Genomic DNA, 21,636 nt, shown 5'->3' on the forward strand with positions numbered 1-21,636 from the left:
GATGGTCGCGCGCGACGCCGTGGTCGCCGGGCTCCCGGAGCTGTCCGGCACCGGCCGCTGCCTGGTCATGGGGGTCGTCAACATCACCCCCGACTCGTTCTCCGACGGCGGCGAGTGGTTCGAGCCGGACGCCGGGGTCCAGCACGGCCTGGAGCTGCTCGCGGACGGGGCGGACATCCTCGACGTCGGTGGCGAGTCGACCCGGCCCGGGGCCGTCCGCGTGGACGAGGAGGAGGAGCTGCGCCGCGTGATCCCGGTCATCGGCCGGCTCGCCGCGGCCGGCGCCGTCGTCTCGGTGGACACGACGCGCGCCGCGGTCGCCGAGCGCGCGGTGGCGGCCGGTGCGCGGCTCGTCAACGACGTCTCCGGCGGCCTCGCCGACCCGGCGATGGCCGGTGTCGTCGCGGAGACCGGGACGGCCTACGTGGCCATGCACTGGCGCGGTCACTCCGACGTCATGGACGACCTCCAGCAGTACGACGACGTCGTCACGGACGTGCGTGACGAGCTCGGTGCGCGCCTGGCCGCGCTGCACGACGCTGGTGTCGCCCCCGAGCAGGTCGTCCTCGACCCCGGCCTGGGGTTCGCCAAGGCGGGGTCGCTGAACTGGCCGCTGCTGGCGCACCTGGACGCGCTGCACACCCTCGGTCGGCCGGTGCTGGTCGGCGCCTCGCGCAAGAGGTTCCTCGGTCACCTGCTCGCCGACGGCGACCCGGCGCCGCCGCTCGCGCGGGACGACGCCACCGCAGCGATCTCCGCGCTCGCCGCACACGCCGGGGCATGGTGCGTGCGCGTGCACGCCACGCGTGCGAGCGTGGACGCCGTGCGCGTGGCAGCCGCCTGGGACGCAGCGTGCACCACCCAGGAGAAGACCCCTCCGGGGCGCGACGACGTCGCGCACCCGGTCCACGAGACGGAGGCCACCCCGTGACGTTTGCCGATGCCGTGCCCGGCCCGGACGGTCGTCCTCTCGACCAGATCCGGTTGTCCGGCGTGACCGCGACCGGTCACCACGGAGTCCTCGCCCAGGAGCGTGCGGAGGGGCAGACCTTCCGCGCCGACGTGGTGCTGCACCTCGACACGCAGGTCGCGGCGGGGTCGGACGACCTGGCCGCGACGGTGAGCTACGCCGAGGTGGCCGAGGACGTGCACGACGTGCTCGCCGGGCCGCCTGCCGATCTCGTCGAGACTGTCGCCGAGAGGATCGCCGCCGCCGTGCTCGCGTACTCCGCCGTGCACGCGGTCGACGTGCGGGTCCACAAGCCGCAGGCACCCATCGCGGTGCCGTTCGACGACGTGGAGGTCGTGGTGCGCCGCGACCGTGAGCACCGTCCCGCGGTGGCGGCGTCCCCGGCCGCTGCGGTGCCCGCCCCTCGCACGGGCGAAGGTCCGGTCGCGACGTCGGCGCACGAGCCCGAGGACGTCCCGGCCCCGCCCGCGCCCCCGGCGGCCCCGACGCCGGACGCGCTCCCGGTCGGGCCCTCCGAGCACGCCCAGCACGCCGAGTACGACCAGCACACCGAGCCCGTCGAGCCGGACGAGGCCACCGCGGTGCCCGATCTCGACGGGACGATGATCTCCGCCGTGCCGTCGCAGTTCGCGGCCGCTCCGGTTCCCGCGCCCGCGCTGGACCCCGCACCGGAGGAGACCGCACCGCAGGACCCGCTGGACGCCCCGCCGTCGGAGCCGGTGGAGGCGGTGCTCGCCCTGGGCTCCAACCTCGGCGACCCGCAGGGCACGTTGCGCGCCGCCGTCACGGACATCGACCGGATCCCGGGGCTGCAGGTCATGGAGGTCTCGCCGCTGGCCCGCACCGCCGCCGTCGGGCCCGAGCAGCCGGACTTCCTCAACGCCGTGCTGCTCGTGCGGACCACCCTGCCGCCCCGGGAGCTGCTGGGCGCCTGCCAGGAGGTCGAGCTGCTGCACGGCCGTGTCCGCGACGAGCGCTGGGGGCCGCGCACGCTGGACGTCGACGTCGTGCAGTACGGCTCGCTCGTGGCGAGCGCGGACGACCTCGATCTCCCGCACCCGCGGGCGCGGGAGCGGGCCTTCGTCCTCGTGCCGTGGGCGGAGGTCGATCCGGAGGCGGTGCTCGGCGGGCTCGGCGGGGGTCCCGTGGCGCAGCTGGCCGCGACCGCCCCCGACCGTCCCGGCATCCGCTGGCTGGCGCTGGACTGGTTGACCGAGGCGGCGACGACCGGCGCGGTCGCTGCTCAGCCGCAGGCCGCGGAGCAGCCGCACCCGGTCCAGGAGCCCTCGTCGGGGGCGCAGCCCGCGGTCGAGGGCGCGGCGCCGCACGCCCCGGCCGGGTACCCGGAGGCAGGGCACGAGGCCGCCCCGTCACAGGCCCCCTCGATGGACCGCGACCAGATGCCCCCGTCGATCCCGGTCCCTCGTCAGGAGACCCCGCCGACGGGCCCCGTCCAGGGGTACGAAGCGGCTGCTCCGGAGCCGGTCGCTGATCCGGGCCACGGTCTGCCGCAGCAGCCGGCGGAGACCGGGTGGAGCTACGAGCCGGAGGTGCTGCCCGAACGGCAGGAGCCGCCCGCCTTCGTGCCGGCCGCGCCCGGCCCTCCCGCCGCGCCCCGGTCCGTGCAGCCCGAGCACGACGATCGCCCGGACGGCATGCAGCAGGCCGCCGAGCCGCAGCCGGGCTACGAGCCGCAGCCGGGCTACGAGCCGCAGCCGGGCTACGAGCCCTACGAACCCCAGGAGCCCTACGAGCCGCGGTCCGCGTACGGCACGCAGCCCGTCCACGCCGACCAGCCAGGTGCCGCACCGCTCGCGCCGATGCCCCCGGCGGTCCGGCCGCCGTCGTCGGCCGAGCAGGCCACCATCCCCGCGCCCCAGCCGCAGTCCTACGCGCCGCAGGCGTTCCCCGTGCAGGACTTCTCGCCGCAGGAGCGCGCCCCGCAGGCGTTCCCCGTGCAGGACTTCTCGCCGCAGCACGCCCCGATCCCGCCCGCCCCGGACGCCGGCCCGCCGAGGCATCCCTGACGTGCGCCGCACCCGCGTCCGCACGCTGGTAGCCGTCGCGGCGGCCGTCGCCGTGGTCGGTGCGCTGGTGCTGCGGCTGCTCGAGACCCGCGGTGTGTACCTGCCCGGTGCGGCGTGGGTCGAGGTCCTCGCGGTCCTCCTGATCGCCGGGCTCGTGTTCTCGGCCGGCTGGTCGGTCCGTGCCTACCTGCGCGGCGACAAGCCGGACCTCGACGGGTTGCGCGCGGCACGGACCTTCGCGATGGCCAAGGCCGCCGCCTACACCGGTGCGCTGCTCGCCGGACGGTACGCGGCGTCCGTGCTGGTGGTGCTGCCACAGCTCGAGGTCGAGGCCCGGCGCGACCAGGCGATCGCCTCCGGCGTCGCCGCGCTGGCCGCGGTGGTCCTCAGCGCTGCGGGCGTGCTCGTCGAGAAGTTCTGCCAGATCCCGCCGCCCGAGGACGACGACGGCGAGGCGGAGCCGCTCACGTCCTGATGCCGTGCACCACTGCATGGCGCCCAGGTGCGCCATCGCAAACGCCTTGACGACATCATCGACGTACCGTTAAATTTCGGGCATGGGAGCGCTCCACAACGATGGGAGCGCTCCACAACGATGGGAGCGCTCCACAACGATGGGAGCGCTCCACAACGATGGGAGCGCTCCGCAACGAGAGGGAGTGCAAAGATGCGCAAGTTCGTTCGTGCGACGGTGACCGTCCTGGCCTCGGCGGGGCTCGTCTTTGCCGTGGGCGCGGCGCCTTCGCAGGCTGCGCCGAAGACGATCACACGCGGTGCGTACAGTTGTACGGTCGACGTGTACAAACCTTCGCTGGCGGCGAATGCGCAGGCGGCGGCTTGCAACAAGGTGCAGGTCTACATCAGGTACAACAACTACGGCACCAGTGTCACGAACTACGGTGCCATGGCAGGGTATTCTTCTGCCTCGGCAGGGAACTCGTCTGACATCGTTCGCGGTGTGCGAGCCCAGGTCGGAGCGGCGAACTCCGCGTGGTACACGTACTGATGCATCGACGTGCCGTGAGGACTGTTTCAGTCGCGACCCTGGCCCTGATTGCTCTGGCGGGATGCACGGCCTCCGAGGAAGAGGTGGACGATACTCCGGAGCTGTGGCGTGGGCAGATCGAGCAGGTTCTCGCCAGTGACAGCGCTACGGTGACGGAGGCGCACCGCCAGATTCTCGCCGACTACAACATCAGTGAGGCCGAGTATGGTGGACTCCGCCAACAGTTGTCGGACTGCCTTTCCGGGCACGGGATCGATCATGAAATGAATTCGGATCAGGGTGGAAGTCTGGAGACGTCGGATATCGCCGGGGATGACGACGGCTCCCAGACGCTTGAGCTGGTGACCGAGTGCATGGACAGTACGACCGGGCCCGTCGAGGCGATCTACCTTGGTATGCGAGAGAACCCCGAGGGGCTGGGCCTGGGTGAGGCGATGCGCCGCTGCTTGGACGACTCCGGGGCAACGGAGTTCGCCGGAGTGCCCGGGACCGAGCTGGACCGGCAGATCAAGGCGGCCGAGATGCAGCCGACCACCACCGAGGCGATGGTCTGCCTGCACGATCCGTTCGGGACGCAGGGCCTCACGCCCGATGCCGCCGGAGAGCTCCTGGCTGACAGTCAGATGGAGGTCGGCGGGGAGTGAAGGGGCGCGGGGACCTTCGGGTCGCATTCTCCGCGGGGCTGCTGGCGGTCGCGGCACTGGCCGCTGGCGGCGTGACAGCGGCACTGATCTTGCTGCCCGGTCCCGTCGAGGAGGCTTCGGCGGAGACATCCGTCGGCGAGGGCGCTGTAGCGGTGACGACCGAGACCTACGACGGTGCTCGGCAGGTCTCGGTCCGGGCCACCGTGAGGGCAGCGGAGTCATTGACGGTCGCCGACACAGGCCGGGTGACGGCGTCGGCCTGCGAGCCCGGTGGGACCGTCGAGTCCGGTGACGTCCCGCTGGTCATCGACGACCGGCCCGTCGTCGCTCTGGCCACCGACGTGCCCCTGTGGCGCGATCTGCAGTCGGGTTCCCGAGGAGAGGACGTTCTCGCACTGCAGGAGGAGCTCGCCCGGTTGGGCCACGATCTGGAGCTGGAGGGCTACTTCGGGGACGTGACGCGAGCCGCCGTCCGCGCGGTCCAGGGGGGTGCTGGGGTCGGACGACCTGACGGGGTGCTGGTCGCGGCTTCTGTCCTGTGGCTGCCGGATCCCGAGGTGGTGGTCTCCGAGTGCCTCGCACAGGTGGGTGACCGGGTCACCGAAGGCGAGATCGCGACGGTCTCCGGAGGCCTGACGGAACTGACGGTCGTCGATCCGCCCGGTGAGGGCTGGGTCGTGCGGCACGACGGCCACGTTGGAACGATCGATAGCGACGGCGTCGTGCGCGACCCCCAGCTACTCGCGGCGGTCGAGGGCAGCGAGCCGTTTCGGCAGGGCAGGGACGAGGGGACGGACAGGTTGACGATGGCGATCGCCCTCGCGCAGGAGATCGACGTGGTGGTGGTTCCGCCATCGGCGATCGTCGCCACCGGGGACGGACAGGGGTGTGTCCAGACCGACGACGGTGAGGCGCTGCGCGTGGAGGTGGTGGCGTCATCGCTGGGGCAGACGATGGTGCGCCTCGTCGAGGCGGAGGGGCTGCGTTCGGTCCGCCTGGAACCACACGAGGTGGACTGCTGATGGCGGTGCTGCACGCCACCGGGCTCGCGCACAGGTTCCCGCCGGAAGGGATGCTCTTCGAAGATCTCGACCTGGAGGTGCACGCGGGTGACGTCGTGGCACTCGTCGGGCCGTCCGGCTCGGGCAAGTCGACCCTGATGGCGATCCTTGCGGGATGGGTCGTGCCTTACCGCGGCCAGATCGTCCGGAAAGGTGTCGTGCGCACCGGATGGGTGTTTCAGAACCCGCACGGGTCCGCCCGCCGCAGCACTCTGGACCACGTCGTGCTCCCGCTCCTTGCTCGGGGACTCACCCGGCGTGCTGCTGAGTCCGAGGCGCTCGAGCTCATGGCCCGGTTCGACCTGGCGGGCATCGCTGAACGCCCGTTCCAGGCTCTGTCGGGTGGCGAGGCGCAGCGGCTCATGCTCGCGCGTGCCGTGGCCACCGCACCGGATTTGCTGCTGGTCGACGAGCCGACGGCACAGCTCGACCTCGCCACCTCAGCGACCGTGAACGGTGTCCTGGCACAGCTGGTGCAGGACGACACGGCCGTGCTCGTCGCGACGCACGATCCGGCCACCCGTGACGCCTGCACCCGCGTGGTCGACCTGGCTGAGTTCTCGCCTGCCGTCCGTGCGGCAGCGTGAGCATGCAGGCTCGTTCTGTTGCCGGTGAAGCGGCACGGAACCTGGTCACGGGGACCACGCGAGCGCTGTGGTGGGCGCTGGCGTTCGTCGTCCTCGTCGGTGGTCTGGCCGTGGCCGACGCCCGGGTGCTCGTACGGGTCTGGCAGGACGCCGACGCCTTCCGGTCCGCCGGAGCCGCCGTGCTGACTCTGGCGTCCGAGCGTGAGCAGGTCGTGGACGGGACACGCTGCCAGGCGCTGAGCGGCGTCTCGGCGCTGACCGGTGCGGGAGCACTGCGGCCGGGCGCACCCGTCCGCGCGGCGAACATGCCGAGCTCTGACCTGACGGTGTGGGAGGTCACCCCCGGTGTCCTCGAGCTGCTGACCACGACGGCCCGTCCGGTTCACGCGGCGATCGGCACGACGGCGGGCGGCATCTGGTTGTCGGACGACCTTGCCGCTGCCCTCGGGGCGTCAGCCGGTGACGAGCTCGTCATCGACAACGGGCGCGTGCGCGTCGCCGGCGTGTACACCTGGCCCGACGACGGCCGTGACCGCGTGCTGGCCAATGCCGCCGTCGTCGCGGTGCCGGCGACGGGGGCCTTCGAGCGGTGCTGGGCCGAAGCCTGGCCGGTCGACGACGATGCCGCCGGGCTGCTCTACTCCGCGATGTCTCCGGGCGCCGACGACCTACGACTCGGGCACCTCAACTCCACCCGAGGGAGCGCCTACGACCTGCCCGGGCTGGTCGACGCACGTCCCACGGCAGTCGCTCCGGCAGCGGCCGCTGCCGTGGGACTCGTGCTGGGCTACCTCGCGGTCCGGGCTCGGCGGCTCGAGCTCGCCGCGGCGCTGCACGCCAGGGTGTCGAAGCCTGTCCTGACCTGGCAGCACTTGTTGGAGGCCGGGTGCTGGCTCGCCGCAGCACTGTCCGTCACGACCGCAGCGACCGGCGTCGCAGCGCTGGTCGGCAGCCCGGGACCGTTTCTCGGGACGTGGGCGACGGCTGGGATGGCCGCCGGTGCCGGCGCGGCAGCGACGCTGATCGGCACGCTGGTCGGGGTGCTGACGACCCGGGAGAAGCACCTCTTCCGCTACTTCAAGGAGCGTTGACCTCGCGCAGCCGGTAGCCGGTGCTGTTCCTGGCCCTGGTCGATGCCAGGATGGACCCATGACCAGTCCCGAGTCCTCGCCGGTGCCGCCGGCTCCCGCAGACGGCGCGACGCCCGTGCCGCCGTCGGGCGCCACCGTGCCCGAAGCCTCCAGGGGCCCGTTCGACCCGCCGGACATCACCTGGGACCGCGTCTCGCCGCGGCTCGTCACGGCGCGGCTCGTCTCGCTCGGCGTCTGGCTGGGCCTGCCGACGCTCGCCTGCGTCGTGGTGGCCGTGCTGGTGACGCCCTGGGTCTGGATCCCGGCGGGCGTCCTGGGGGTCCTGCTGCTGTGGGTGGTGCTGCTCGTCCCGCGCCAGGTCCGCGCGATCGGTTACGCCGAGCGCGACGACGACCTGCTGATCCGCAAGGGCATCCTGTTCCGTCAGCTCGTCGTCGTCCCCTACGGGCGGATGCAGTTCGTCGACGTCCAGGCCGGTCCGCTCGACCGCAAGCTGGACATCGCCAAGGTGCAGCTGCACACCGCGGCGGCGAGCACGGACGCCGTCATCCCCGGGCTCGCCCCGGACGAGGCGGAGCGACTCCGCGACCGCCTCACCGCGCGGGGCGAGGCGAGGCTGGCGGGCCTGTGAGCGACAGCGGCGCCGCGCCCGTCCCGGCGCAGAACCCGTCGACGCCCTCGGACGGCGGTCCCCCCGGGCCGAGCGAGGGCCTGAAGTGGCGTCGTGTCCACCCGGTCACGCCGTTCGTGCGCGGCTGGGCGATCATCGTCGCGCTGCTCTTCGTCGTCGCCCAGCAGAGCTTCGAGGGGATCCCGTACGGCGAGCTCGTCGACGGCCTCGCCCGGATCTGGTGGGTGTTCGCCCTCGGGGTGCTCGGCGTCCTCCTGCTCGTCTTCGGCTACGCGGCGCTCGCCTGGCGGATGACAAGCTACGCGGTCGACGACGACGCCGCGCACCTGCGCAAGGGCATCCTGTTCCGCCAGCAGCGGCACGCTCGGCTCGACCGGCTGCAGGCCGTCGACGTCCGTCAGCCGCTGCTCGCCCGGATCTTCGGGCTGGCCGAGCTCACCCTGGAGGTGGCCGGTGGCACGGACTCCGCGGTCGCGATCGGGTTCCTGCGCCTCGACGACGCGACCGCGCTGCGCGCGGACCTGCTCGCCCGCGCGGCCGGCGTGAAGGCGCGGCGGTCCGGCGGTGCGCGCACCGGGACGGTCGACGCGGGCACGGGCACGGCCGCTGCGGGCACGGGCCCCGGCCGGGACCAGCCCGCGCCCGGGTCGGAGGCGGAACCCTCGGACGCCGACGGGACGGCGGTCGGACCACCCGCCGACGTCGGTGCGACGGCGCCGGTCGGTCCGGAGGCCGCAGAGGCGCCGGAGAACCAGGTGTACGAGGTGCCCCCGGGCCGGCTGCTGGCGTCGCTGGTGCGGCTGCCCGCGGTCTGGATCTCGTTCCTCCTGGTCGTCGCGCTCGGTGTCACGGTGGCCGCGACGCGCAACGTCGGCCTGCTGTTCTCGCTGCTGCCCGCCCTGCTCGGCGTGGGGACCTTCCTGTTCAACCGGTTCGCGGGCGAGTTCGGGTTCCGCGCCGCGGTGTCGCCGGACGGCATCCGGCTGCGGCACGGGCTGCTCGAGACGAGGGCCCAGACGATCCCGCCGGGCCGGGTGCAGGCGATCCAGCTGACCCAGGGGTTCTGGTGGCGGGGCAAGGACTGGTGGCGGATCAAGGTGAACGTCGCCGGGTACGGCATCGAGGGCACGGACGGCGTGCAGAGCGTCCTGCTGCCCGTCGGCACCCGCCAGGAGGCGCTCACCGCGATGTGGCTCGTGCTGCCGGACCTCGGCACGGACGACCCGGCCGCCCTGGTGGACGAGGGTCTGACGGGCGACGCGCGGACCGACCGGACGTTCACGACGAGCCCCCGGCGCGCGCTGATCCTGGACCCGCTGACCTGGCGGCGGAACGGGTTCGCCGTCACCGGGAGGGCGCTGCTGCTGCGGGGCGGCCGGCTGACCCGGCGGCTCACGGTCGTGCCGCACGAGCGCACCCAGTCGCTGGGCGTCGAGCAGGGCCCGTGGCAGCGACGCCGGGGCGTGGCGTCGTTCACCGTGCACTCCACGCCGGGGCCGATCAGCCCGGCGGTGCACCATCTCGACGCGCCTGACGCCGCCCGGCTGCTGGACGAGCAGTCCGTGCGCGCCCGGACCGCCCGGTCGCACCAGACCCCGGAACGGTGGATGGAGACGGTCGCGGCGGTCGCCGCGGCGCGCTCCGGTGGCGACGACGAGGCCGGCGGCGCACCGGCCCCGACGGCGCCGGAGGAGGACGCGTGAGCGTCGTGCCGTCGTCGGGCGGCCCGGACCCCGCGGGCCCGTCACGACCGGGACGGCTCGGCGTGGGCGTCGTCGGCGCGGGCCGCGTGGGCGCCGTGCTGGGCAGCGCGCTGCGGTCGGCCGGCCACGCCGTCGTCGGCGCGAGCGGCGTCTCGGACGACTCCCGCGAACGGATCGAGATGTTGCTGCCGGGCGTCGAGAACCTGCAGATCCCCGAGATCGTCGAGCGGGCGGAGCTGGTGCTGCTCGCGGTGCCCGACGACGCGCTGGCCGACCTGGTCGCGGGTCTCGCGGAGGTCGGGGCGTGGCAGGGCGGTCAGATCGTGGTGCACACGTCCGGCCGTTACGGCACCGACGTGCTCGCCCCCGCGCAGCGGGCCGGTGCCATCCCGCTGGCGATCCATCCGGCGATGACGTTCTCGGGCACGTCCCTCGACCTCGCCCGCCTGACGGGCTGCACGTTCGCCGTCACGGGCCCGGCCGCGGTGCTGCCCATCGGCCAGGCGCTGGTCGTGGAGATCGGCGGGGAGCCCGTCGTCGTCGACGAGTCGGCCCGAGGTCTCTACCACGCGGCCCTCGCCCACGGCGCGAACCACCTCGTGGTGCTCGTGGCGCAGGCCGCGCAGGCCCTGGAGGCCGCCGGGATCGAGCGGCCCGGCCGGGTGCTCGCGCCGCTGCTCGGCGCGGCGCTGGACGGCGCCACGCGGTCCGCGGACGTGCGCGACGGCGTCGGCCCCGGGGCCATCGCCGCCCTGACAGGGCCGGTCTCGCGCGGCGACAGCGGCACGGTGACCGCGCACCTCGACGTCCTCGGCGACCTCGCCGCCCGGACCGGCGCGACGGACGTGCCCGACAGCTACACCCGGCTCGCGAGGGGTGCCACGCGGCGCGCCCTGGCCAGCCACCGGATCGACGAGGACGCCGCGCGCACGCTGCTCGACGTCCTCGGTGCACCACCCCAGGAGCAGGAATGAACACTCCCACCGAACCTGAGACGACGTCGCAGGACGGGGCTGCGCCGACCCCGCGACCCGCGGTCGTCACGACCCGCGCCGCCCTGCGGGACGCCATGGCGGTCTGGGCGCTGACCGCGCCGGCCGCCACCGACCGGCGCGCCGTGGTCATGACGATGGGGGCGCTGCACGAGGGGCACCTCGACCTGGTGCGGCGTGCTCGCGAGGAGGCCGGCCCGGGCGGGCAGGTGCTGGTGACGATCTTCGTCAACCCGCTGCAGTTCGGCGCCGGGGAGGACCTCGACAGCTACCCGCGCGACCTCGAGCGGGACGTCGCGCTGCTCGCGACCGCGGGGGCCGACGTCGTCTACGCGCCCACGCCCGACGTCGTCTACCCCGACGGTGACCCGATCGTGCGCGTCAGCGCAGGTCAGATCGGTGACGTGCTCGAGGGGGCGTTCCGGCCCGGCCACCTCGACGGCGTGCTCACGGTGGTGCTCAAGCTGATGCACCAGACCCGGCCCGACGTCGCGCTGTTCGGGCAGAAGGACGCCCAGCAGCTGCTCGCGGTGCGCCGCATGGTGCGCGACCTCGACCTGGACGTCGAGGTCGTCGGGGTGCCCACCCGCCGCGACGACGCCGGCCTGGCGCTCTCCTCCCGCAACGCCTACCTGTCCGACGGCGAGCGTCGCTCCGCGCTGGCGCTGTCCCGCGCGCTGCGGGCGGGGGCGGAGTGGGCGGCCGCCGGGGCGGGTGCGGCCGCGGTCCGGGCGACGGCCTCGGGAATCCTCAACGACGCCACCGACGTTGTGGTGGACTACCTCGCGCTCGTCGACCCGGATACCGTGGAGGAGGTTCCCGCCGAGCACACCGGACCCGCGCTCCTGCTCGTCGCGGCACGCGTGGGGACCACCCGACTGATCGACAACCAGGCCGTGGACGTCGTCGCGCCTTCCGACGGCAACGAGACCCCAGGCCAGGAGGCATCTCGTGACTGACCAGACCGCTTCTGCCGCGGACGTCGCCGCCGGCGGCGTGCGCGACCCCCGCACGCCGGCACGGCGCCCCGCCTCGTTGCAGCGCCCGATGATGATCGGCAAGATCCACCGCGCGACGGTGACGCAGGCGGACCTGCACTATGTGGGATCCATCACGGTCGACACCGACCTGCTCGACGCCGCGGACCTGATCCCCGGCCAGCAGGTCGACGTCGTGGACGTGGACAACGGGGCCCGGCTGACCACCTACGTCATCCCCGGCGAGGCCGGCTCCGGGCAGATCAGCATCAACGGCGCCGCCGCGCACCTGGTGCACCCCGGCGACACGGTCATCATCATCGCCTACGGGATGCTGTCCGACGCGGACGCGCGCAGCTTCCTGCCGCACGTGGTGTTCGTCGACGCCGAGAACCGGATCGTCCAGGTCGACGACGACCCGGGCCAGGTCCCGGACGGATTCGGTCTGGTCAGCTCCGGCATCCCCGTCGCGGCCCGGTGAGGCCGGCCCGGCTCGCCCGCACCCTCGCCGCGCCCGCACCGGGCTGGACGGCGCACGCGGACGCCGTCGTCGTCGGGTCGGGCATCGCCGGGCTGACCGCCGCGCTCGAGCTGCGCACCCGCGTGCCCCGGGTGCTGCTCGTCACCAAGGCGGCGCTGTCCTCCGGCTCGACCGTCTGGGCGCAGGGCGGCATCGCGGCGGTGCTGCACCCGGACGACACCCCGGCGGCCCACCAGCACGACACCCTCGTCGCGGGCGGCGGCCTCAGCGACCCGGCCGCGGTCGAGGTGCTCGTCACCGAGGGGCCGGACCGGGTGCGTGAGCTCGTGGCGCGCGGCGCGACGTTCGACCTGGCCGACGACGGCGGCATCGCGCTCACCCGGGAGGGTGGGCACCGCGCGGACCGGATCGCCCATGCCGGCGGCGACGCGACCGGTGCGGAGATCTCCCGGGCGCTGGTCGCCCAGATCGAGGCGGTCCAGCACGACCCCGGCATCGAGGTGATCGAGAACGCCCTCGTCCTGGACGTCCTGACCGGGGCGCCGTCGTCGGACGGTCCGGGCCCGGTGGCCGGCGTGACCCTGCACGTGCGGGGCGAGGGGTCGCGGGACGGCGTCGGGGCGGTCCTGGCCCCCACGGTGGTCCTGGCGACCGGGGGAGTGGGCCAGGTGTTCCGCTCGTCGACGAACCCGCCCGGCGCGACGGCGGACGGCATCGCCGCGGCGCTGCGCGCCGGTGCCGTGCTCGGCGACCTGGAGTTCGTCCAGTTCCACCCCACCGTCCTGTGGCTCGGCGCGGGGGCGCGCGGCCAGCTGCCGCTCATCAGCGAGGCCGTCCGCGGGGAGGGCGCGCTGCTGCTCGACGTGACCGGCCATCGGTTCATGCCGGACGCGCACCCCCTGGCGGAGCTCGCCCCGCGCGACGTTGTCGCGCACGCGATCGTGCGGAGGATGGCCGCGACGTCGGCCGACCACGTGCTGCTCGACGCCCGTGCGCTCGGCGCCGACTTCCTGCGCCGGCGGTTCCCCGGCATCACGGCGCGGCTCCTCCAGGCGGGCATCGACTGGACCGAGGAGCCGGTGCCCGTCGAACCCGCGCAGCACTACCACTCCGGCGGTGTCGTCACGGACCTGCACGGGCGGAGCTCCGTGCCGGGGCTGTACGCCGTGGGGGAGGTGGCGTGCACGGGGGTGCACGGCGCCAACCGGCTCGCGTCCAACTCGCTGCTCGAGGGGCTCGTGTTCGCCCAGCGCGCGGCGGCGGACGCCGTGCGCCGCTACGAGAGCGGTGAGCTGCGGCACGCCCCCGCGGCGGTGGCGCGTCCCGGGGAGGCGGCGCTGGTCGCGGCGGTCGCCCGGTCGAGGGTGCAGCGGGCAGCCTCCGAGGGTGCCGGACCGGTCCGTGCGGCGGAGTCGCTGGAACGCGCCGACGCGGTGCTCGCCGGGGTGACGACGTCGGCCCACCGGCAGGCGGACGTCGTCGCGGCCCCGCAGACGGCCGAGTGGGAGACGACGAATGTCCACCAGGTCGCCCGCGCCCTGGTGCGCGCGGCGTGGGTGCGGACCGAGAGTCGCGGCGGGCACTTCCGCACGGACTTCCCCGACCGGGACCCCGCGTGGGAGCGGCGCGTGACGGTTTCGTTGGACGCCGACGGAACCCTGCTCGCGAGGTAGCGCTGCGTGGCGCGAGGTAGCGCTGCGTGGCGCGAGGTAGCGCTGCGTGGCGCGAGGTAGCGCTCAGTCCCGCAGGTCGAGCGCCAGGTCGAGGATCGGCGCCGAGTGCGTCAGCGCCCCGACCGAGAGGTGGTCGACGCCCGTCGAAGCGACCTCCCGCGCGCGGTCGAGCGTGAGGTTGCCGGTGGCCTCGAGCTCGACGTGCTCCGGCACGCCGTCGCGGCCCTCGCGCTCGCGGACCGCCCGGACGGTCGCGGCGAGCACCGGCGTCGGCATGTTGTCCAGCAGCAGGAAGTCCGCGCCGGCGTCGAGGGCCTCCATGGCCTGGTCGGTCGTGTCGGCCTCCACCTGGACGAGCACGTCGGGGAACGCGGCGCGGACCGCGCGGATCGCGGCGGCCACACCGCCGGCCGCGACGACGTGGTTGTCCTTCACCATCGCGACGTCGTAGAGGCCCATCCGCTTGTTCGTCCCGCCGCCTGCTCGGACGGCGTACTTGTCGAGCTCCCGGAGCCCCGGCGTCGTCTTGCGGGTGTCGAGCACCTGGGCGCCGGTGCCGTCGAGCTCGCGCGTGAAGGCCGCGGCCGCGGTGGCCACGCCGGAGGCGCGGGAGGCGAGGTTGAGCAGGGTCCGCTCGGCGACGAGCAGCACCTGCGTCGGCCCCACGAGCGTGGCGAGCACCTGCCCGGGGACGACGGTGTCGCCGTCCTGCGCGTGGAACGTCACCTCCGGCGCCGCCAGGGCGAGGCGGTCCGCCGTCTGTCGCAGCGTCTCGGCCACCACGACCAGGCCCGCGACGGTGCCCTCGGCGCGGGCGACCAGCCCGGCGGTGCCGGTGGCCGACGGCGGGACGGTCGCCTGGGTGGTGACGTCGCGGCCGGGAGCCGGGCCGAGGTCCTCGTCGAGCGCCGTCTCGACCGCGTGGGCGAGCCACGCGTCGTCGAGAGCCGGTTCGACGGCGGAGGGTGACGCGTGGACGGGCAGGGGGGTCTCGGGCGTGCTCACGCTGGAACGGTACCCGCCGAGCCCTCCCGCCCGCTGTGGGTGGACGACGCGCCGCCTACCCGGACGGGCCACCGGCGCGTCGTCCACCCACAGCGGGTCGTGGCGGCGTGTTAGTGCATTAAGGTCTTAGTACAGCGACACAGGAGGTGCGGCGTGGAGTTCGACACCGGCTCGCCCATCTGGGCACAGCTGGTTACCGAGTTCTCCCGGCGCATCGTCACCGAGGAGTGGTCCGCCGGCGACAGGATCCCGGGCGTGCGAGAGCTGGCGTCCGGTCTGGGCGTCAACCCCAACACTGTCCAGCGGGCGCTCGCCGAGCTCGAGCGCCGGGGCCTGTGCCGCTCGGAGCGGACGGCCGGCAGGTTCGTCACCACCGACGGACCGACGATCGACGACCTGAGAGCGGAACTCGCCCGCGAGGCCGCCGACGACTTCGTCCGCCGGGCGCGGGGGCTGGGCATGGGCCCGGTCCGGGCCCGGCAGCTCATCGAGGAGAGATGGACCCATGACGACACCCCTTCCCCTGTCGGACAGGGAGAGCACGATGACGGCTGAGCAGCTCGTCAGCACCCGTGGTCTCACCGTCCGCTACGGCTCCCGCACCGCCCTGGACGGGCTGGACCTGGACGTGCCCGCCGGCCAGATCGTCGGTCTCCTGGGGGAGAACGGCTGCGGCAAGTCGACCCTCCTCAAGACCCTCGCCGGTCTCTATGCCGACTACAGCGGGGAGGTCCGGGTCGGTGGCTGTGCGCCCGGCCCGGAGTCCAAGGCGATCGTGTCCTAACTCCCGGACCGCAGCGCGCTGCCGGACCACGTCCGGGTGTGCTACTGCCTGGAGCTGTTCGCCGACGTCTTCGCCGACTTCGACCTCGACAAGGCCCGCCGGCTGGTCGCCGGCTTCGGGCTGGACGAGTCGATGCGGCTCAAGCAGATGTCCAAGGGCATGCGCGAGAAGGTGCAGGTGTCCCTCACCATGGCGCGCCGGGCCAGGGTGTTCCTGCTCGACGAGCCCATCTCCGGCGTCGACCCGGCCGCTCGGGAGGGCATCCTCGCGGGTGTCCTCGACAACCTCGAGCCGGGGTCGTCGCTGCTCGTCGCCACCCACCTGGTCCACGACCTCGAGACCACGCTCGACGCGGTCGTCATGATGCGCCACGGCCGGGTGCTGCTCACGGGGGCGGTGGACGACCTGCGCGCCGAGCACGGCGCCAGCCTCGACCAGATCTTCCGGAAGGTGTACCGCTCATGATCACGCTCCTCAAGCACGAGGTCGTCCAGACCCGCGCGATGCTCGGAGTGGTGGGCCTGGTGGCCCTGCTCGTGTCGGTCGTCGGCGCACTGTTCGCCGCGACCGGCTGGCCCGCGCTCGCCCCGTTCGGGCTGATGCTCGCCGTCGCGGTGATCTTCGGCCTCGTCCCGGCGGCCCAGATCGTGCTGGCCGTCACCTACTGGCGTTCCAGCTACGGCCGGACGGGCTACCTGACGCAGACCTTCCCGCTCCGGGGGGTCCGTCATCTACCGGGCCAAGCTCGCCTGGGCGTTCGTCGTCTCGCTCGCCGCGGTCGCCGCCTCCGTCGGGCTCGCGCTGGCCGTGCTGCCGCTGGTGGAGCGCGGTGCCGGCGTCGGCAGGGGTGACCTGCTGGCACCGCTGCGCGAAGGGTGGGCGTTGCTGACCGAGATGGCACCTGCCTGGGCCATCGCCGCCGCGGCGCTCCTGCTCGTGGCGCTCGTGCTGGTCTGGCCGGTGCAGTACTTCTTCGCCGCCTCCATCGGCAGTCAGGCACCGATGAACCGGCTGGGGCTCGGAGGGCCGGTGCTCGTCTGGCTGGGGGTGTACGTCGTCACGCAGATGCTCACGGCCGTCTCGCTCGCTGCTGTGCCGCTCGCCGTCGGGGTCGAGGACGGCCGGCTCGCCCTGGTCCGGTTCGACCTCGTCGCCGAGATGGTGGCGGGCAACCCCGCCGAGGTCATGCCGATCGGGTTCCTCGTGGCGCTGCTGGTCATCACGCTGGTGTGCGTCGTGTGGACCGTCCGCTCGTGGAACCGCCGGGTCTCGTTGGTCTGACGGCGTGGGGCGGTGGCCGGCGACGCCCGTAGAATCGGACGGTGACCTCCCCCGAGAATGCCGGTTCACCTGTGCCCGACAACGTGCCCGACGACCTCTCCGACGACCTGCCCGAGCAGCTGCGCGTCCGCCGCGAGAAGCGCGACCGCATCATCGCCGCGGGGGGCGAGGCGTACCCCGTCAGCCTGCCGATCACGAGCACGATCGCTGCGGTCCGCGACGGGTACGGTCACCTCGAGCCGGGTGTCGAGACCGACGACCTCGTCGGCGTGGCCGGCCGCGTCGTGTTCCTGCGCAACACGGGCAAGCTCTGCTTCGTGTCGCTGCAGGACGGCGAGGGCAACCGCCTGCAGGCGATGCTCAGCCAGAAGGTCGTCGGCGAGGAGTCGCTGACGGCCTTCAAGGCCGACGTCGACCTCGGCGACCACCTGTTCGTCCACGGGCGGGTCGGGGCCTCCCGCCGGGGCGAGCTCAGCGTCTTCGCGGACTCCTGGCAGATGGCGGCCAAGGCGCTGCGCCCGTTGCCGGTCCTGCACAAGGAGCTGTCGGAGGAGGCTCGCGTCCGCCAGCGGTACGTGGACCTCATCGCCCGCCCCGCGGCGCGCGACATGGTCCGCGTGCGCGCCGGTGTCGTGCGTTCCCTGCGGGAGAACTTCCACCGCCGCGACTTCCTCGAGGTGGAGACCCCGATGCTCCAGGCGGTGGCCTCCGGTGCCTCCGCCCGGCCGTTCGAGACGCACATGAACGCCTACGACATGGACCTCTTCCTGCGCATCGCGCCGGAGCTGTTCCTCAAGAAGGCTGTCGTCGGGGGTGTGGAGCGCGTCTTCGAGATCAATCGCAACTTCCGCAACGAGGGGGCCGACTCCTCGCACTCGCCGGAGTTCGCGATGGTTGAGGCGTACGAGTCCTACGGTGATTACGACACGATGGCGGCGCTCACCAAGAATCTCGTGCAGCAGGCGGCCGAGGACGTGTTCGGCACCACGCTCGTCACGCTGGCCGACGGTGAGGAGTACGACCTCGGCGGCGAGTGGGCCGATATCAAGATGTACGACTCCCTCTCGGCCGCCGCGGGCGAGGAGATCACCCCGCAGACGTCGGTGGACCACCTCATGGCGCTGGCCGAGAAGGCCGATATCTCGGTCGACCCGCGCAAGACCAGCCACGGAAAGCTCGTCGAGGAGCTGTGGGAGCACCATGTCGGCGACCATCTGCACGAGCCGACATTCGTCCGTGACTTCCCCGTCGAGACCTCACCGTTGACCCGGGACCACCGGACCGTTCCGGGCCAGGTCGAGAAGTGGGACCTCTACGTGCGCGGCTTCGAGCTCGCCACGGCCTATTCCGAGCTCGTGGACCCCGTGATCCAGCGGCAGCGCTTCGAGGCGCAGGCCAGGCTGGCCGCCGCGGGCGACGACGAGGCCATGCGCCTGGACGACGACTTCCTCACCGCCATGGAGTTCGCGATGCCTCCGGCGGGCGGCATGGGGATGGGGATCGACAGGTTGCTCATGGCACTCACCGGCGCCGGGATCCGCGAGACCATTCTCTTTCCCCTCGTCAAGCCGACGCACTGAGAGGACCGGTCATGGGTACGTTCTGGGCAGTGATCGCAGGTTTGGTCCCTTCCATCGGTGTGGGCCTGCTCTTCTGGTTGGCGATGCGAAAGATCGTCCGGGCGGACCGGAACGAGCGGGCCGCCCTGGAACGGCACGACGACGAGGCGCGTCTGGCCACGCAGAAGGAATTGCTCAAGGATCCGTCGCAGGCAATGCGAAACTCCTCGCCGTGAGTTGACTTTTCATTCTCTGTTCGTGCATGCTCGAATCGCTCAAGACTTTCGAGGCACCGGAGGGTGACAGCGTGGTTCAGAAGACACAGGTCGTGCTGATCGATGACATCGACGGCACGGAGGGCGACGAGACGGTCACCTTCGCGCTGGACGGCGTGTCCTACGAGATCGACCTCTCCGCGGCGCACGCCACGGAGCTGCGCGATGCTCTCGCCCAGTGGATCGGGCACGGCCGCAAGACGGCCTCGAGGACGGCACCGCGTGCCACCTCCGGGCCGCGCCGCGGGCGGACCGACCGGGAACAGCTCCAGAAGATCCGCGAGTGGGCCCGCGCCAACGGCCACACGGTCAACGACCGTGGTCGCATCCCGGGGCGGGTGCTGGAGGCCTACGAGGCCGCGCACTGACCCTCTCCCCAGTCAGCCTGCGCCCCGGCCGGATCGACCCGGCCGGGGCGCGGTGCTGTGTCGGGACGGGCGGCTCCGGGCCCGGCCGCCGGTGAACCGGCCGGAGCCTACGCTTGACCCATGATCGCCACGAGCTCGCGCACCCTGTGGATCGGTACGTACCCGGGCGACGACGGCCCGGGCTCGGGGGAGGGCGTCTGGCGCGTCGACGTCGACCCGGCGTCCGGTGCCCTCGGCGCCAGGACGCTCGCTGCGGAGGTCCGCTCGCCGTCCTTCCTCGCGTCGCACCCGCAGGCACCGGCGCTCTACGCCGTGACGGAGTCGCCGGCCGGACGCGTCAGCGCGTGGCGGGTCCACGACGACGGCACGCTCGCACCGCTGGGCGAGACCTCCTCCGGCGGTGATGACCCGTGCCACCTCCTGGCGACGCGCCGCGCGGTGTGGGTCGCGAACTACGGCGACGGGACCGCCGCCGCCCTCGGCGTCGCCGAGGACGGCGTCCCTGCGGACCGTCGCGTGCGGCACGCCGGGACGGGCTCCGGGCCCGTGGCGGACCGCCAGGAAGGACCGCACGCCCACCAGGTCACCGCCGTCGGCGACCACGTGCTGGTCACCGACCTCGGGGCCGACCTCGTCCGGCGCTACCCCGTCGACCCCGCGCCGGACCGGGCTCCGGGAGCCGGACCGGCCGGGGTCGCGGGTGGTGACGCGGTGGCCGCGCGGCTGCCCGCCGGTACCGGCCCGCGGCACCTCGTCGTCCTGCCGAGCGGGGCGCTCGTGGTCGTCGGCGAGCTCGACGCGCGTCTGCACGTCCTGGTCCCGGCCGGCGGAGGGTGGGAGCACGCCGGCAGCGTGCCGGTCGCCCCCGGTGCCGTGGCGGGCCAGGACTTCGGGGGGCACGTGACGCTCAGCCCTGACGCGACCCACCTGCACGTCGGCGTGCGCGGCGCGGACGTCCTGGCTGTGCACGCGGTCGCCGACGGCGCGGTCCCGCGGATCGAGCACCTCGCCGACGTCGCACTGGGCGAGGGCGCCTGGCCCCGGCACCACGAGGTGGTCGGGGACGACGGCCTCGTGGTGGTCGCCCTGCAGGGGACGGCCGAGCTGGCCTCCGTGCGCGTCGACGGGGCCACCGGCGCCGGGAGGGTCGTCGACCGGACCTCCTGGGACACGCCGCCGGCCTGCGTGCTGGTGGCACGGTGAGCGGCTCACCGGGGCACGGCCCCCGGGTCGCGATGCTCTCGGTCCACACCTCGCCGCTGGACCAGCCGGGCGCGGGCGACGCCGGCGGGATGAACGTCTACGTGCTGGAGCTGTCCCGTGCCCTCGCCCGCCGCGGCGCCGAGGTGGAGATCTATACCCGGGCGACGACGTCGGCGCAGCCGAGAGTCCTGGACGCCGAACCGGGTGTCCGGGTGGTGCACGTGGCGGCCGGACCGTACGAGGGGCTGGACAAGAACGACCTGCCCGGTCAGCTGTGTGCGTTCACGGCGGGTGTGCTGCGGGCCGAGGCGCACCGCCCGGCGGGCTGGTACGACGTCGTGCACGCGCACTACTGGCTCTCGGGCCAGGTCGGATGGCTGGCGGGCGAGCGGTGGGACGTCCCCCTGGTGCACACGATGCACACGATGGCGAGGGTGAAGAACGCGGCCCTCGCCCCGGGGGACAGCCCGGAGCCGCAGGGCCGGGTGATCGGCGAGGAGCAGGTGGTGGAGGCCGCCGACGCGCTCGTCGCCTCCACCCGGGAGGAGGCCGACGACCTCGTGCGGTACTACGCCGCCGACCCGGACCGCGTCCACGTGGTGGCGCCCGGCGTCGACCTGGAGCAGTTCGCCCCCGGGCCCGGCGGGGCGGCCGACGCCCGGCGTGCGGCGCGGCGTCGCCTCGGGCTGCCGGTGGACGGCCCGGTGGTCCTGTTCGCCGGCCGGGTGCAGCTCCTCAAGGGGCCCGACGTGCTCGTCCGCGCGCTCGGGGTGATGGCCGACCACGCCGACCCGACGGCGCCGGGCGGCGCGCACCTGCCACGGCTCGTCGTCCTCGGTGGCGCGAGCGGCCGCCCGACGGCGGTGCGCGAGCTCGAGGCGCTGGCCCACCAGACCGGCGTCGCGGACCGGCTCGACGTGCGTCCCCCGGTGCCCCGCGAGGAGCTCGCCGACTGGTACCGGGCGGCGGACGTGGTGGCCGTGCCCTCGCACAACGAGTCGTTCGGCCTGGTGGCTGCCGAGGCGCAGGCCTGCGGGACGCCCGTCGTCGCCGCGGCGGTGGGCGGGCTGCGGACCGTCGTCGTCGACGGCGTCTCCGGGGTGCTCGTGCACGACCACAGCCCGTGGACCTGGGCGCGCGAGCTGGGGGACCTCCTCGGCGACGAGGAGCGGCTCGCACGGCTCGCGGCCGGCGCCCGGCGGGCGAGCGAACGGTTCTCCTGGGACCGGGCCGCCGCGGCGATGCTGGACGTGTACTCTCAGGCGGGCAAGGTCCGTCGCGCGAGGTAGCGCAGGGACCCGCGAGGTAGCGCAGGGAC

At 73.7% G+C, this 21,636-nt stretch carries 25 protein-coding genes and 1 pseudogene; 25 read left to right on the plus strand and 1 reads right to left on the minus strand.

The window, feature by feature from the left end; translation table 11 throughout:
* Nucleotide 1: 1 nt before the first annotated feature.
* The 15 genes and pseudogenes from folP (at nt 2) to AC3RJ8_RS02905 (ending at nt 13,843) form a co-directional block, all read left to right on the plus strand.
* A complete protein-coding gene (folP, locus tag AC3RJ8_RS02835) occupies nt 2-931 on the plus strand; it encodes a dihydropteroate synthase (protein ID WP_489714446.1) in 930 nt (309 codons plus the stop codon).
* Nucleotides 928-2,997 (plus strand): 2-amino-4-hydroxy-6-hydroxymethyldihydropteridine diphosphokinase, encoded by a 2,070-nt coding sequence (folK, locus tag AC3RJ8_RS02840; RefSeq protein ID WP_489714447.1) that lies wholly within the window; start codon nt 928-930, stop codon nt 2,995-2,997. Before folP ends, folK begins: the two co-directional genes overlap by 4 nt.
* Nucleotide 2,998: 1 nt before the next feature.
* The gene (locus AC3RJ8_RS02845) at nt 2,999-3,472 is read left to right on the plus strand and encodes a DUF3180 domain-containing protein (RefSeq protein ID WP_489714448.1); all 474 of its coding nucleotides are present in this window, start codon (nt 2,999-3,001) and stop codon (nt 3,470-3,472) included.
* 192 nt (nt 3,473-3,664) lie between these two features.
* A complete protein-coding gene (locus AC3RJ8_RS02850) occupies nt 3,665-4,003 on the plus strand; it encodes a hypothetical protein (protein WP_489714449.1) in 339 nt (112 codons plus the stop codon).
* Nucleotides 4,004-4,086: 83 nt separating this feature from the next.
* Nucleotides 4,087-4,647, plus strand: a complete 561-nt coding sequence (locus tag AC3RJ8_RS02855; protein ID WP_489714450.1) for a hypothetical protein — start codon at nt 4,087-4,089, stop codon at nt 4,645-4,647.
* A gap of 341 nt (nt 4,648-4,988) precedes the next feature.
* Nucleotides 4,989-5,156, plus strand: a pseudogene (locus tag AC3RJ8_RS02860) (peptidoglycan-binding domain-containing protein); the annotation flags it as partial.
* Between the two features lie 6 nt (nt 5,157-5,162).
* Complete coding sequence (locus AC3RJ8_RS02865; RefSeq protein WP_489715671.1) at nt 5,163-5,669, plus strand: hypothetical protein; 507 nt, start codon at nt 5,163-5,165, stop codon at nt 5,667-5,669.
* On the plus strand, nt 5,669-6,295 hold the full coding sequence (locus tag AC3RJ8_RS02870; protein ID WP_489714451.1) for an ABC transporter ATP-binding protein: 627 nt from the start codon (nt 5,669-5,671) through the stop codon (nt 6,293-6,295). Before AC3RJ8_RS02865 ends, AC3RJ8_RS02870 begins: the two co-directional genes overlap by 1 nt.
* Nucleotides 6,296-6,297: 2 nt before the next feature.
* Nucleotides 6,298-7,386, plus strand: a complete 1,089-nt coding sequence (locus AC3RJ8_RS02875) for a hypothetical protein (RefSeq protein ID WP_489714452.1) — start codon at nt 6,298-6,300, stop codon at nt 7,384-7,386.
* Between the two features lie 58 nt (nt 7,387-7,444).
* The gene (locus AC3RJ8_RS02880) at nt 7,445-8,017 is read left to right on the plus strand and encodes a PH domain-containing protein (protein WP_489714453.1); all 573 of its coding nucleotides are present in this window, start codon (nt 7,445-7,447) and stop codon (nt 8,015-8,017) included.
* Nucleotides 8,014-9,720 (plus strand): PH domain-containing protein, encoded by a 1,707-nt coding sequence (locus AC3RJ8_RS02885; RefSeq protein ID WP_489714454.1) that lies wholly within the window; start codon nt 8,014-8,016, stop codon nt 9,718-9,720. The genes AC3RJ8_RS02880 and AC3RJ8_RS02885 overlap by 4 nt, the downstream gene beginning before the upstream one ends.
* Nucleotides 9,717-10,694, plus strand: a complete 978-nt coding sequence (locus AC3RJ8_RS02890) for a Rossmann-like and DUF2520 domain-containing protein (protein ID WP_489714455.1) — start codon at nt 9,717-9,719, stop codon at nt 10,692-10,694. The genes AC3RJ8_RS02885 and AC3RJ8_RS02890 overlap by 4 nt, the downstream gene beginning before the upstream one ends.
* Entirely contained in the window at nt 10,691-11,671 is a 981-nt protein-coding gene (gene panC, locus AC3RJ8_RS02895) for a pantoate--beta-alanine ligase (RefSeq protein WP_489714456.1), read from the plus strand. Before AC3RJ8_RS02890 ends, panC begins: the two co-directional genes overlap by 4 nt.
* 88 nt (nt 11,672-11,759) lie before the next feature.
* On the plus strand, nt 11,760-12,170 hold the full coding sequence (gene panD, locus AC3RJ8_RS02900; RefSeq protein ID WP_489715557.1) for an aspartate 1-decarboxylase: 411 nt from the start codon (nt 11,760-11,762) through the stop codon (nt 12,168-12,170).
* Complete coding sequence (locus AC3RJ8_RS02905; protein ID WP_489714457.1) at nt 12,167-13,843, plus strand: L-aspartate oxidase; 1,677 nt, start codon at nt 12,167-12,169, stop codon at nt 13,841-13,843. The genes panD and AC3RJ8_RS02905 overlap by 4 nt, the downstream gene beginning before the upstream one ends.
* Before the next feature lie 63 nt (nt 13,844-13,906).
* On the opposite strand, the gene nadC is transcribed toward AC3RJ8_RS02905, so the two are convergent.
* The gene (gene nadC, locus AC3RJ8_RS02910) at nt 13,907-14,848 is read right to left on the minus strand and encodes a carboxylating nicotinate-nucleotide diphosphorylase (protein ID WP_489714458.1); all 942 of its coding nucleotides are present in this window, start codon (nt 14,846-14,848) and stop codon (nt 13,907-13,909) included.
* 153 nt (nt 14,849-15,001) lie between these two features.
* On the opposite strand from nadC, the gene AC3RJ8_RS02915 reads away from it, so the two are divergent.
* The 10 genes from AC3RJ8_RS02915 (at nt 15,002) to mshA (ending at nt 21,607) form a co-directional block, all read left to right on the plus strand.
* Nucleotides 15,002-15,403: a GntR family transcriptional regulator gene (locus AC3RJ8_RS02915; protein WP_489714459.1), complete on the plus strand. Its 402-nt coding sequence runs from the start codon at nt 15,002-15,004 to the stop codon at nt 15,401-15,403.
* Nucleotides 15,393-15,632: an ATP-binding cassette domain-containing protein gene (locus AC3RJ8_RS02920; protein ID WP_489714460.1), complete on the plus strand. Its 240-nt coding sequence runs from the start codon at nt 15,393-15,395 to the stop codon at nt 15,630-15,632. Before AC3RJ8_RS02915 ends, AC3RJ8_RS02920 begins: the two co-directional genes overlap by 11 nt.
* A gap of 36 nt (nt 15,633-15,668) precedes the next feature.
* Nucleotides 15,669-16,097, plus strand: a complete 429-nt coding sequence (locus tag AC3RJ8_RS02925) for an AAA family ATPase (RefSeq protein WP_489714461.1) — start codon at nt 15,669-15,671, stop codon at nt 16,095-16,097.
* Entirely contained in the window at nt 16,094-16,483 is a 390-nt protein-coding gene (locus tag AC3RJ8_RS02930; protein ID WP_489714462.1) for a hypothetical protein, read from the plus strand. The genes AC3RJ8_RS02925 and AC3RJ8_RS02930 overlap by 4 nt, the downstream gene beginning before the upstream one ends.
* A complete protein-coding gene (locus AC3RJ8_RS02935) occupies nt 16,452-16,913 on the plus strand; it encodes a hypothetical protein (RefSeq protein WP_489714463.1) in 462 nt (153 codons plus the stop codon). Before AC3RJ8_RS02930 ends, AC3RJ8_RS02935 begins: the two co-directional genes overlap by 32 nt.
* Before the next feature lie 41 nt (nt 16,914-16,954).
* The gene (gene lysS / locus AC3RJ8_RS02940) at nt 16,955-18,493 is read left to right on the plus strand and encodes a lysine--tRNA ligase (RefSeq protein ID WP_489714464.1); all 1,539 of its coding nucleotides are present in this window, start codon (nt 16,955-16,957) and stop codon (nt 18,491-18,493) included.
* 11 nt (nt 18,494-18,504) lie between these two features.
* Complete coding sequence (locus AC3RJ8_RS02945; RefSeq protein ID WP_489714465.1) at nt 18,505-18,708, plus strand: hypothetical protein; 204 nt, start codon at nt 18,505-18,507, stop codon at nt 18,706-18,708.
* A 71-nt stretch (nt 18,709-18,779) separates the two neighbouring features.
* Nucleotides 18,780-19,115: a histone-like nucleoid-structuring protein Lsr2 gene (locus tag AC3RJ8_RS02950; protein ID WP_489714466.1), complete on the plus strand. Its 336-nt coding sequence runs from the start codon at nt 18,780-18,782 to the stop codon at nt 19,113-19,115.
* A gap of 120 nt (nt 19,116-19,235) precedes the next feature.
* Nucleotides 19,236-20,318 carry a lactonase family protein gene (locus tag AC3RJ8_RS02955; RefSeq protein WP_489714467.1) on the plus strand — a complete coding sequence of 361 codons (1,083 nt, stop codon included), beginning with the start codon at nt 19,236-19,238 and terminating at the stop codon, nt 20,316-20,318.
* A 32-nt stretch (nt 20,319-20,350) separates the two neighbouring features.
* Complete coding sequence (gene mshA / locus AC3RJ8_RS02960) at nt 20,351-21,607, plus strand: D-inositol-3-phosphate glycosyltransferase (RefSeq protein WP_489715558.1); 1,257 nt, start codon at nt 20,351-20,353, stop codon at nt 21,605-21,607.
* Nucleotides 21,608-21,636 lie beyond the last annotated feature (29 nt).

Source organism: Isoptericola sp. MSGPD8_1_ISO-PGPR-S23-394, from assembly GCF_058072785.1.

Coding starts and splice junctions, on each gene's coding strand:
- AC3RJ8_RS02880 (WP_489714453.1), top strand. CDS start 7,445: ATGACCAGTCCCGAGTCCTCGCCGGTGCCGCCGGCTCCCGCAGACGGC.
- AC3RJ8_RS02850 (WP_489714449.1), top strand. CDS start 3,665: ATGCGCAAGTTCGTTCGTGCGACGGTGACCGTCCTGGCCTCGGCGGGG.
- AC3RJ8_RS02920 (WP_489714460.1), top strand. CDS start 15,393: ATGACGGCTGAGCAGCTCGTCAGCACCCGTGGTCTCACCGTCCGCTAC.
- mshA (WP_489715558.1), top strand. CDS start 20,351: ATGCTCTCGGTCCACACCTCGCCGCTGGACCAGCCGGGCGCGGGCGAC.
- AC3RJ8_RS02875 (WP_489714452.1), top strand. CDS start 6,298: ATGCAGGCTCGTTCTGTTGCCGGTGAAGCGGCACGGAACCTGGTCACG.
- panC (WP_489714456.1), top strand. CDS start 10,691: ATGAACACTCCCACCGAACCTGAGACGACGTCGCAGGACGGGGCTGCG.
- panD (WP_489715557.1), top strand. CDS start 11,760: ATGATGATCGGCAAGATCCACCGCGCGACGGTGACGCAGGCGGACCTG.
- folP (WP_489714446.1), top strand. CDS start 2: ATGGTCGCGCGCGACGCCGTGGTCGCCGGGCTCCCGGAGCTGTCCGGC.
- AC3RJ8_RS02955 (WP_489714467.1), top strand. CDS start 19,236: ATGATCGCCACGAGCTCGCGCACCCTGTGGATCGGTACGTACCCGGGC.
- AC3RJ8_RS02870 (WP_489714451.1), top strand. CDS start 5,669: ATGGCGGTGCTGCACGCCACCGGGCTCGCGCACAGGTTCCCGCCGGAA.
- AC3RJ8_RS02930 (WP_489714462.1), top strand. CDS start 16,094: ATGATCACGCTCCTCAAGCACGAGGTCGTCCAGACCCGCGCGATGCTC.
- AC3RJ8_RS02945 (WP_489714465.1), top strand. CDS start 18,505: ATGGGTACGTTCTGGGCAGTGATCGCAGGTTTGGTCCCTTCCATCGGT.